The organism is Exiguobacterium sp. SH5S13 (assembly GCF_004337085.1).
In the GTDB taxonomy this organism is placed as follows: Bacteria; Bacillota; Bacilli; order Exiguobacteriales; family Exiguobacteriaceae; genus Exiguobacterium; species Exiguobacterium aurantiacum_A.
Genome location: NZ_SJUS01000018.1, coordinates 53,866 through 64,434 on the forward strand (window position 1 = coordinate 53,866; position 10,569 = coordinate 64,434).

11 protein-coding genes are annotated in these 10,569 nt (G+C 54.3%); 10 read left to right on the forward strand and 1 reads right to left on the reverse strand.

Annotated features, from left to right (window positions below; translation table 11 throughout):
• Positions 1-2 precede the first annotated feature (2 nt).
• The 7 genes from dcd to EVJ30_RS10210 all read left to right on the forward strand — a co-directional run bounded on the left by dcd (position 3) and on the right by EVJ30_RS10210 (position 5,267).
• Positions 3-539: a dCTP deaminase gene (dcd, locus tag EVJ30_RS10175; protein WP_131458520.1), complete on the forward strand. Its 537-nt coding sequence runs from the start codon at positions 3-5 to the stop codon at positions 537-539.
• A 265-nt stretch (positions 540-804) separates the two neighbouring features.
• Positions 805-1,653: a MurR/RpiR family transcriptional regulator gene (locus tag EVJ30_RS10185; protein WP_131458521.1), complete on the forward strand. Its 849-nt coding sequence runs from the start codon at positions 805-807 to the stop codon at positions 1,651-1,653.
• 102 nt (positions 1,654-1,755) lie between these two features.
• Entirely contained in the window at positions 1,756-3,342 is a 1,587-nt protein-coding gene (locus tag EVJ30_RS10190) for an FMN-binding glutamate synthase family protein (protein WP_131468983.1), read from the forward strand.
• Between the two features lie 126 nt (positions 3,343-3,468).
• The gene (locus tag EVJ30_RS10195; RefSeq protein WP_131468985.1) at positions 3,469-3,864 is read left to right on the forward strand and encodes a hypothetical protein; all 396 of its coding nucleotides are present in this window, start codon (positions 3,469-3,471) and stop codon (positions 3,862-3,864) included.
• 152 nt (positions 3,865-4,016) lie between these two features.
• Complete coding sequence (amaP, locus tag EVJ30_RS10200; RefSeq protein WP_070328388.1) at positions 4,017-4,559, forward strand: alkaline shock response membrane anchor protein AmaP; 543 nt, start codon at positions 4,017-4,019, stop codon at positions 4,557-4,559.
• Between the two features lie 12 nt (positions 4,560-4,571).
• Complete coding sequence (locus tag EVJ30_RS10205; protein ID WP_131458524.1) at positions 4,572-4,778, forward strand: DUF2273 domain-containing protein; 207 nt, start codon at positions 4,572-4,574, stop codon at positions 4,776-4,778.
• A gap of 42 nt (positions 4,779-4,820) precedes the next feature.
• Entirely contained in the window at positions 4,821-5,267 is a 447-nt protein-coding gene (locus EVJ30_RS10210) for an Asp23/Gls24 family envelope stress response protein (protein WP_131468987.1), read from the forward strand.
• A 194-nt stretch (positions 5,268-5,461) separates the two neighbouring features.
• On the opposite strand, the gene EVJ30_RS10215 is transcribed toward EVJ30_RS10210, so the two are convergent.
• On the reverse strand, positions 5,462-7,915 hold the full coding sequence (locus EVJ30_RS10215) for a sensor domain-containing protein (protein ID WP_161568835.1): 2,454 nt from the start codon (positions 7,913-7,915) through the stop codon (positions 5,462-5,464).
• Between the two features lie 501 nt (positions 7,916-8,416).
• On the opposite strand from EVJ30_RS10215, the gene EVJ30_RS15175 reads away from it, so the two are divergent.
• From EVJ30_RS15175 to tnpB, 3 genes are all read left to right on the forward strand, one after another.
• On the forward strand, positions 8,417-8,563 hold the full coding sequence (locus EVJ30_RS15175; RefSeq protein ID WP_161568836.1) for a hypothetical protein: 147 nt from the start codon (positions 8,417-8,419) through the stop codon (positions 8,561-8,563).
• On the forward strand, positions 8,560-9,225 hold the full coding sequence (locus EVJ30_RS10220) for a hypothetical protein (protein WP_201739075.1): 666 nt from the start codon (positions 8,560-8,562) through the stop codon (positions 9,223-9,225). Before EVJ30_RS15175 ends, EVJ30_RS10220 begins: the two co-directional genes overlap by 4 nt.
• 78 nt (positions 9,226-9,303) lie before the next feature.
• The gene (gene tnpB, locus EVJ30_RS10225) at positions 9,304-10,470 is read left to right on the forward strand and encodes an IS200/IS605 family element RNA-guided endonuclease TnpB (RefSeq protein WP_131468992.1); all 1,167 of its coding nucleotides are present in this window, start codon (positions 9,304-9,306) and stop codon (positions 10,468-10,470) included.
• Positions 10,471-10,569 lie beyond the last annotated feature (99 nt).

A 10,569-nucleotide genomic window follows, 5' to 3' on the forward strand; every position in this document is an offset into this window, starting at 1 on the left:
CCATGATTTTATCCCGACAATCGATTGAGCGGGGCATGCAGTCAGGTTCGATTCGGGTCGACGGAGCGGATGCACTTCAGCTTCAACCGGCGTCTGTCGATTTGCGTGTCGGCCGGCACTACCTGCAAGTCGACCCGAGCCAGACTTCGATGTTGACGCTGGATGCGACTGCGGCGTATCTCGAATTCGAGACGGACAAGATGGTCATCCCGCCGAAGACGTTCGTGCTCGCGACGACGATGGAGTACGTGTCGATCCCGAACGACATGACCGCTTTTGTCGAAGGAAGGAGCTCGATCGGCCGGCTCGGTCTGTTCATTCAAAACGCAGGCTGGGTCGACCCAGGCTTTGAAGGGCGAATCACGCTCGAACTGTTCAATGCCAACCAAGTCCCGATTGAGATCGAGGCTGGGCGACGGATCTGTCAGCTCGTGTTCGCGAAGCTCGATGAGGCGACTGCGCCGTATGCCGGCAAATATCGGGGACAGCCGAGTGTCACGGCGAGTCGTGTCGCGGCTGACTTTGAAGTGACGCCTTGAGAATCGTCCCTTGTCAGATTTCGTTCTAACGGTACACAAACAAACCTCCGTCACGGTTGACGGAGGTTTGTTTATTCGAGTAATCGGTCGAGCGCTTGCCACGTCATCTTCTCGTTTGAAGCCTTCTCCGGTGAATATGCGAGCGACTTTGGCCGCATAGTCCTTGTCCCGAAGAAGTGAAGCGACAAACGCAGGAACATCGTCTCGTCATTGCGGAATTTTTTTCGGAAAGGTATCGTTAAGAGAGACGAAAGGGTGATAGATGATGGAATCGATGAATGGACTGGCCCGTATCCGCGGTGCCTATTCGACTCTCAGCAAAAAGGAACAACGAATTGCCGACTATATGTTGAAACAACCGGAACTGATCATTCACCATACGATCAATCAAGTGGCCGACGACTTAGATGTCGCCGAGTCGACCGTGTTCCGTTTCTGTCAACGCGTCGGCTTCAAAGGGTATCAGGCGCTGAAGATCGCGCTCGCCTCGGATATCGTCGCACCGCTCCATGATATCCATGAAGACATCACGCAAGACGATACACCACTTCAAATCGCCGAAAAAATTTTCGCGACGAACGTCAAGACGATCGAGTCGACCCGCCAAATCTTAGAGGAGGCGACGATGCAGCAGGCGGTCGACTTGTTGCTGTCGGCCCGCCGCATCGAGTTTTTCGGGAGTGGCGGTTCGGCTGTGATCGCACTTGACGCGTACCATAAATTCGTCCGTAGCGGCCTGCTCGTCACGGCGAATTTAGAATCACATATGCAGCTCATGTCGGCGTCACAGCTGACGACAGACGACGTCGCCGTCCTCATCTCGCATTCGGGTGCCTCGAAAGAGACGCTCGACGTCGCGCACGTCTGTCGGGATCGCGGTGTGCCGATTATCGCCATCACGAACTACGCCAAATCACCGCTCTCGAAACTCGCCGACGTCGCCTTGTATACCGTGTCGCAAGAGACCGAGTTCCGTTCCGAGGCGCTCGCTTCGCGTATCGCCGAGCTCAGTTTAATTGACGCTCTGTTCACGGTCGTCATGATGCAACGCGGGGAAGTGGGACGTGATGCGCTCCGTCAGATGCGGGAAGCCATCTCACGCCGTCGTATGTGAAAACAGCTCCGACCCAGGACGTTACGGGTCGGAGCTGTTTCATCGTTCACCCGACGTGGTATCGGATAAGGACAACCGAACGCTACGGGAGGAGAGAGGACGATGTCGCTCAACACGACGATGCTGGTCGTACTGCTCATATTGATGGTGCTTTTGATTTCGATGCCGTTCATGCTGCTGTTCTACTTATGGATGAAAGACCGCAATCAGCGCGAGCACGCCGTCCTCCGCAATTTCCCGCTCCTCGGTAAGGTCCGCTACATCCTCGAGATGATTGGCCCCGAGTTGCGCCAATACTTATTTTTGAACGACAACGAGGCGACGCCGTTCTCGCGGAACGAGTACGAGTCGGCCGTCATTTCCGGGAAATATAAGTCGCGGCTCATCGGTTTCGGGTCGGAACGGGACTTCGACGCGAACGGCTTCTATGTCCAAAACGCCTTGTTCCCGACACAACGGGCCGACTTGAAAATCGCCCGAGACGAGACGGTGACGACGCATATGTATCATCTCGACGCCGACAATCTGTTCACGCGAAAAGAGCACATCGTCGAGCAAAAGGTGTCACCGTATTTGTTGCCGCTTGCAGACGCGCCCGTCATCGGCAAAGACACGTGCCGGGAGCCGTTCCGAGTGCGCGGCCTCATCGGTCAGTCGGCGATGAGCTTCGGCTCGCTCGGCGAGAACGCCATCAGCGCGCTCTCGATCGGTCTCGGTCGGGCGAAAGGGACGTGGATGAACACCGGAGAAGGCGGCTTGTCCGACTATCACTTGAAAGGGGACGTCGACCTCGTCTACCAGATCGGACCGGCATTGTTCGGTGTCCGGACCGAGGACGGGGCGTTCTCATGGGAGGCGTTCGAGGAGAAGAGTGCCATCAAACAAGTGCGCGCCTTCGAGCTGAAGCTCGCCCAAGGTGCGAAGACGCGGGGCGGCCACATCGAAGGTACGAAAGTGACGCCGGAGATCGCCAAGATCCGCAACGTCAAAGTCGGCGTCAGCATCGACAGCCCGAACCGGTTCAACGAGTTCCATACGAACACGGAGATGCTCGCCTTCATCGAACGGTTGCGCGACGTCGGGGGCAAGCCGGTCGGCATCAAGCTCGTCGTCGGTCGGCTCGATGACCTCCATGACCTGATCGCCACCATGGCCACGTCCGATCGATATCCGGACTTCATCACCGTCGACGGCGGGGAAGGCGGGACCGGGGCGACGTATCAAGAGCTCGCGGACGCGGTCGGACTGCCGCTTCACGCCGCATTGCCGTACGTCCATCGTCTCCTCGTCGAGCATGGACTGCGCGACAAGATCAAACTGTTCGCCTCCGGCAAGCTCGTGACGGCCGATAAAGTCGCCATCGCCTTAGGCCTCGGCGCGGACTTCGTCAACATCGCCCGTGGCCTCATGTTCAACGTCGGCTGCATCCAGGCACAAGTGTGTCATACGAACCGGTGCCCGGTCGGTGTCGCGACGACGGACCCTAAGCTGCAACGGGCGCTCGTCGTTGACGAGAAGAGCTTCCGGGTGACGAACTATATCATCTCGCTCCGCGAAGGGCTGTACAACTTGACGGCCGCGGCCGGGCTCACGATACCGACCGAGTTCTCGGCCGAGCACATCATCTATAAGTATGACGACGGACGTGTGAAGCCGGGGACCGAACTGTTCGGGACGAGCGACGGCTAAGAGCTGCCGCTTTTTTGTCATCGCGAAATGTGAAAATTGCGGAATAGGCTGCGGATAGGGTTACGTTTTGACAAAGCGTGGAAATGATACATATCTAGCGAAATACGGATAGAGAGGCTGAACACTATGAACAACATCGACTTTTTGTCGGCTGACCACTATCGCGTGTTCAAACAACTGGCACGGCGGTTAGAAGACCCAGGGGCGGCGGGGAAAGAATATTTCTCGGCGCTGTATGTGATCGCGGGGAACGAGCGGGTGCGTGACATTCTGCTGCCGTACGTCAACCTCGAGACAGGGAGAATCAACACATCGACAATCATCGACGACAATACGTTCGATAAGGGCGAGCTCGTCCTCGTCAAACTTGTCATCCATCTGTACAACCATAAAGAATGGGTGCTGCCGACGGAACTGATCAGCCTGCCGCAAGAGGACTATCAGCTCGCGATGCAAGCGATCACGCTCTGTCGCGACGAACAGTTCGATAAAATAACCATTCCGGACGATGAAGAAGCCTGACATGGGCTTCTTTTTGGTTGTCGTCAAACCATCTTCAAGTTCATAACGTGAAATGTTTTATGCACGTCTGAAAGGGAAATTATTAAGTATATACATAGAGAGAGAATGAACGTTATGTCGTGAAATAAGCTATTCGTAAAGGGGATAGGGGCATGAATGGATTGAATCGATTCATTTTGGTCATCACGGGCATTGTCGGGTTGGTCAGTGTTGGGGTGCTGTTGCTCGGAGTCTATGACGTCCCACGACTCAGTTCCTATCTAGAACGGTGGCAAAATCAAGACGAGTACGTATACACCATCCTCGCAATCTCCATTTTCCTTGGCATTGTGTTTATCTTGATGCTTCTGACCGGACTCATCGCCAAATCGAAATCGGAACGATATACGATCGAGACAGGGGAAGGGCGAATCACCATCTCGACCGAGAAGATCGAGAAGATGGTGTACGAATCGTTGAAGACGTTCCAAGGCGTGCGGACGCCGGACGTCAAAGTCGACATCGATTCAAAGAAAGAGAGCGTCCACGTCCATATCGATTGTTCAGTCTTCAATCGTGACGGGCTGCCGACGCTCGGGAAAGAGATTCAGACGCACGTGAAAGAGCGGCTTGAAGCATTGCTTGAATTGCCGGTGACTGACGTGTCACTCCACATTCAAGATACGAAACGTCAAACGTCAGAACGAGTCGTATAAGGAGGTGCTGTGATGGATGTGAAAACGATGTTGTTTCCTTACCGATTCCGTCTGCTCGGAGTCGTTGTCGGGATTGTCATTGCGGTACTGTTCCTGACAATCGGCTTCGGCCAGACGCTTCTCATCGTGTCGCTGGCGTTTGTTGGATTTTTACTCGGCAAGTGGGCGGACGGTGTGCTTCGGGTAGACGAATGGGTGTCATTTTTCACGCGGAAGTAAACGGAACGAGTCAGTTCGAGGATTAGGAAGGGGAGAAGGGCCATGCAAAGCGAAAACACGAATGTCCAGAAGAGCGCGTCAGACGAAACGGTGCGTCAAAACAAGTTGACGTTTGAAGACCAAGTCATCAAAAAGATTGCGGGACTTGCGACTGGCGAGGTCCAAGGCATCTTGTCGATGAGCGGTGGCTTCATGAGCGGATTCGCAGACCGGTTCCGGAGTACAGAGGACATCACGAAAGGCATCGACGCCGAAGTCGGCGAACATCAAGTCGCGCTCGATTTACGGGTCATCGTCGAATACGGAAAGAGTATACCGGGCATCTTTAACGAGACCGTCGCCAAAATCAAGAAGGCGATGCATGACATGACCGGCCTTGATGTCGTCGAGGTGAATATGCATGTCGAGGACGTCATGACGCGGGCGGAGTTCGATGCGAAAAGTAAATCGAGTGAAGAAGGTACCGAGCCGAGCCGTGATCTTGCTTGACGAGGAGCACATAGGTGATGCTTCCTAGTGGAAAAACTTTAAATACTTTGAACAGGGTAGTGTCGTCCCGCGTGGGATGACACTACCCTGTTTTCTTTTTAAAGTCTAGCTACGTGTAGCCTGTCCAAAACAGGATACGGGCAAGGAAAAAGGATGCTTGGACAAAACGGAGGTTGTTCAGTACGTTCGACTGATCACAAAGAGCTTTTCGGGACTTGCGTGTTTTGTTGAAGCGTCATCATGATGCGGTGCGATTCACTCGTATCGAGATAGCTCGCCTCGTATTCGAACAGACCGCTTTCGAGCTCGGTCACACGGACGAGTCGGACGAGAAGCTCTGTCTTGTCACCGATTTGCGGCAAGAAGATCTTCAATTCGATGGCCTCGCTGACCGGCAAGCGGACCCGGGCGTGAAAATACAGCCCTTGCAGCCCGATCTTCGTCACGAGGATCGGGGTCGAGCCGATTGACAGCTCCCGGTCGTGGAACTTGTGAATCGTCACGCTCGCCTCGAGCGAGAACGCTTGTCGCGTGACGGCTGGGCCGACTGTCTCCGTCGTCGCTAGGAAGCGGTCCTCGAGCGCCCGTTCGAACTGCTCGGCGCCGAGCGGACGGCTGAACAAGTAGCCCTGGACGATGCGGCAGTTGAGGCGTCGGACGACATCGAGTTGTTCGAGCGTCTCGACGCCTTCGATGACGACGTCCATCGCAAACTCCTCGGCCATGAACAGGATCGTCCGCACGATCGCCTGTGACTTCTTGTTCTCATGCAAGTCAGCGGCGAACTGTTGATCGATCTTGATCGTCTTGATCGGATACTGCTGCAAATAAGAGAGTGACGAGTAGCCGGTCCCGAAGTCGTCGAGGGCGACACGGATATTGGCGGCGTCGAGCTGTTCGAGCGTGTCGTGAATCTTCCGATTATCGCTCAAGACATCGGTCTCTAGTATCTCGATCTCGAGCAGCGATGGCGTGAGCGTATAGCGGCGGAGCGCCCGCGTGACCGTCTCGGCATAGTGTCCATGTAACAGTCGTTTCGGTGACACGTTGATCGACACCGGGACGACGGGGAGGTCTTTGTCCTGCCAGTCGCGGAGATGGGCGCACGTATGATGGAGCACCCAATCGGCGAGTTGGATGTGGAGGTCGCTCTCTTCAGACAACGGGATGAAGTCGTTCGGCGGAATCCGTCCCCATTCGGGATGTTGCCAGCGGACGAGCGCCTCGGCCCCGACGATCCGGCCCGACCAGGCGTCGACTTTCGGTTGGAATTCAAGGAAGAGTTCGTCCTCTTCGATGGCGCGACGCAGATCGTTGCCGAGCTGATGTCGCCGATACGAGTCGATATTGAAGCTCGAGGCGTAAAAGACGAACCGGTCCATACCCGGCAAGTTCGTCCGGCCGAGTGCCGTGTTGGCGTACTGCAGCAGCTCTTCGGCGACGGTCGAGTCATGCGGATAGCGGCTGACCCCGATCGAGACGGGCGGGCGCCATTCGTACGGGCCGACTTGGATATGTTTCTCCCCGAGTTTGAGCAAAGACTGGCAGTTCATGATCAACGAGGGCTCGTCCGTGACATCGGGCAAGAGCAACATGAATTCGTCCCCCCCGAGATGACCGACGAAACTGCCGTTCGGCAATCGATGGAGCAGGGCCGACGTCGCCGCGGCGATCCAGTCATCTCCTACGGTGTAGCCGAAGTCGTGATTGATCCGGTGAATCGAGTTGAAGCTGATCGTCAGGACCGCGATGTGCTCGTATTGTTCCATCCGTTCGTCCAGCTCATGGAGAAACAGGCTCCGGTTCGGCAGACCGGTGAGCGAGTCGTGCATGGCGAGCTGCCAGATCTGTTCTTCTTGCGTCTTCAGACGGGTGATGTCGTGGGCGATACTGATGACGGCCATGACCGTACCGTCGTCGTCAAACTTCGGGATGAGGCGTTCCTCGACCCATTTGACGCTGTCGGTAAAGTTGGTCCGGTAGAGCACGGTCGTTTCCTGCCCCGCTTCGACACTTGTATGGGCGGCCCGGACTTTGGCCAAGTCGTTCCGATGGATCACGTGATGGCAAGATGTCGGGTCCTCGCTCATCGCTTGCGGTGCCGTCTGGAACAACGTCTCAAATCCGGCCGTATAAAACTCGAGCTTACCGGTCCGTAAATCTTTTCGGTAAATGGACGCCTCAACGTGCTTGTATAAGTCGCGAAGCCGTTCCACCTCGCTCTTCAAGCGGTCGTCTTGCGTGATGTCCCGGGCGATCCCGTACACGCCGACGATCGAGTGGTTATTATAGGCAGGGATGTTGGTGATTTGCAGCTTTAACATGCGGCCGTCCTTCTGTTTCGCCATGCATGTGTATGTCTCTTCAGTTCCTGACAGGGCGCTTGCGAAATACGTTTGGATCCGTTCGGCGTCTGCTTCGGTCGTGAAGCGGGCGAAGTGCGTGAACAGTTCACGCTTCGTGTAGCCGAGCAAGAGCGACAATTTCTCGTTGGCGTCTACGATGTTCCCGTGAATGTCGAGCAAGAAGACCGGGTCGAGGTGTCCTTCGATGAAGTGGCGGTCGTTCGTGACGTCAGCGAGTGCGATCGGTAAGTCAGTGGCAGCCAATCGAGATTTGAGCGGATTGATCCAGTTGAACCGAGTCATAGTTTCCTCCTTAATCTGAATATATCGAGTCAGGAACGGTAAAGCATTCCTAATTTTCATTTCCAATCATTACAAAAACAGCAGCGTTTACAAATATACGCATAATTTGACGAGTAGTAAATATGTTTGAGTGAAGAGTCAATAAAACGGGAAAATAGACCTAAAACGTCGCGACATTAGAAGAATCGGGCGATCGTTTATATGTATGCACCAATATGAATGAAATCACATTATATATTTTTTGTGTATATTATTTCCATATAATGATAGCGGGGGGTGATCGTAGCGAGACTGTGATTCGAAGCGCTGAACGTGTCAGCCGACAGGCCAGCATACCCGTAATATGAAAACGAGCGAATCATGCGTCTCAAAGTATACACCTAATTCAAGGAACGGTCATAACATTCTTAAAAGCGATGTGCCGTCACATGATCGACGACTCGGCTCGCGCGGTGACATGCATGCCACGGACGAAACGTGAGGATAAATCGACCTTGTCCCTTGAGCTCGGGGTACCTTGTGCTCGCAGACGAGGGAGAGACCGAGCTTCGCCCGTTGCTTGACCAGATGAAAGATATGGTGCCGGAAAGCACCATCCAAGAAGACAGGCGGTTCATTCTTAGACGGTTAGAAGGTGCAGTCTGGTGAACAAATCAATGATCAGCTATGTCGCTGCCTTATTTTCGCTACTCTTGGTCGGAATTCTATTTGTCCAGTTGCTTAGACTCGACTATGGCCACCGGTTGATTCCGACCAAAGCCCATGAAGCGAGAGAGTTCAAAACGCTAGCGGGTGAGAGCAGAGAACTTGAAGGAGAGCCGATCGACATCTACATTCATCAAAACGAGGACGAATTGTCCGAGGCGATTTTGACGAACTTCAAATACGCGCTCGACTACGCCAAACTCCCATATACATCGATCACGGCTGCACAAATCGAGGAGCTCGACCGGTCGCCGCATAACGTGCTCGTCTTGAGCGGGGAAAACACGGAGCAGTGGCCGTACGAGACGATTAAACAATTCGTCGAACAAGGGGGGCGTCTCTATATCGCCGGACGTTTCATCGATGCGAAGTGGGCCGACCTCGTCGGTGTCAGCGATTTCGGGGACTTTCTGGATGGGGTCAACGGGCTTATCTTTGAACGAGAACTCTTCCCGGGCTATGTCGATCTGCCGCTAGACTCTGAATTGTTTATCCACAGTATCGCCGACGTCGAGCTCGCGGCGCGTTCTGACGTGCTGATCACGGCGAAAGATGAGCCGATTTTATCAAAATTAGGCGAGAATACGCCCACTTCTAAACGTTAAAGGCGAAGCCCTCGTGAAAGTGGGAGGTGAATCGCCAATCTCTCTTTTGGGTATAAATACCTAAAGGAGGTGAACATCATGTCGAAGCATAAAGCGTATAAATTCCGGATCTATCCGACAGCGGAGCAGGAAACCCTGATTGCCAAGACAATCGGCTGTTCACGCTTCGTCTTCAACCACTTCTTAGCGAAGTGGGAAGAGGCCCACAAGACGACGGGAAAAGGACTGTCCTACGGCTCCTGCTCGAAAGAAATCCCTTTGCTGAAGCAGGAGTTTGACTGGCTGAGGGAGGTCGATAGTACTTCTGTGCAAAATAGCGTCAAACATCTGGCCGAGGCGTTTGAACGCTTCTTCAAGAGGCAGAACGAACGGCCACGGTTCAAGTCGAAGCGGAACCCTGTCCAATCCTACAGGACCAACATCCAAGGCAAGTCTCAACTTCCTGAGGTGTCGATCGTCGGCGACCGGCTCAAACTGCCGAAATTGAAGTGGGTCCGGTTCGCCAACTCGAGGCAGGTCGAGGGCCGCATCTTGAACGCCACAATCCGGCGTAACGCCTCAGGCAAATACTTCGTCTCCCTCCTCGTCGAGCAGGAAATCGACGAACTGCCGAAGACCGGCTCAACCGTCGGCGTCGACGTCGGACTCAAGAACTTCGCCATCCTGTCTGACGGCACGGTGTACCAAAACGACCGCTATTTCCGCACGCTTGAGAAGAGACTGGCGCGCGAGCAGCGCAAGCTCTCCCGCCGTCAGCTCATTGCCTTGGACAAGAACATCAAGCTGTCCGAGGCGAGAAACTATCAGAAACAAAAACGCAAGGTCGCCCGCATCCATGAGAAGATCGCCAACAAGCGTACCGACTTCCTGCACAAGGTATCGACCGAGATCGTCAAAAACCACGACGTCATCGGCATCGAGACCTTGCAGGTGAAGAACATGCAGAAGAACCGCAAGTTGGGCAAGTCCATCTCCGAAGTCAGTTGGTCGGAGTTCTTCCGCATGCTCGAATACAAGGCGGACTGGTACGGGAAGACCGTCGTGAAGGTCGGCAAGACCTTTGCCTCGAGCCAGCTCTGTTCGAGTTGTGGCCATCAACACAAAGACGTGAAGCATCTTGGTCTGCGTGAGTGGACATGCCCGGGCTGCGGGATCCACCACGACCGCGATGTGAACGCAGGACTGAACTTGAAACGAGAGGCTGAACGAATCTTGGCTATAAATGATAGTTTTAAGATGTCCTAAAACGTTGGGATAACAATGTACAATTTCGTCTCCTTCTCGCATACTTGTTCACGAGGTGAACGACTATGCAAATTCAATTAAACGTAGACACGACGTTCG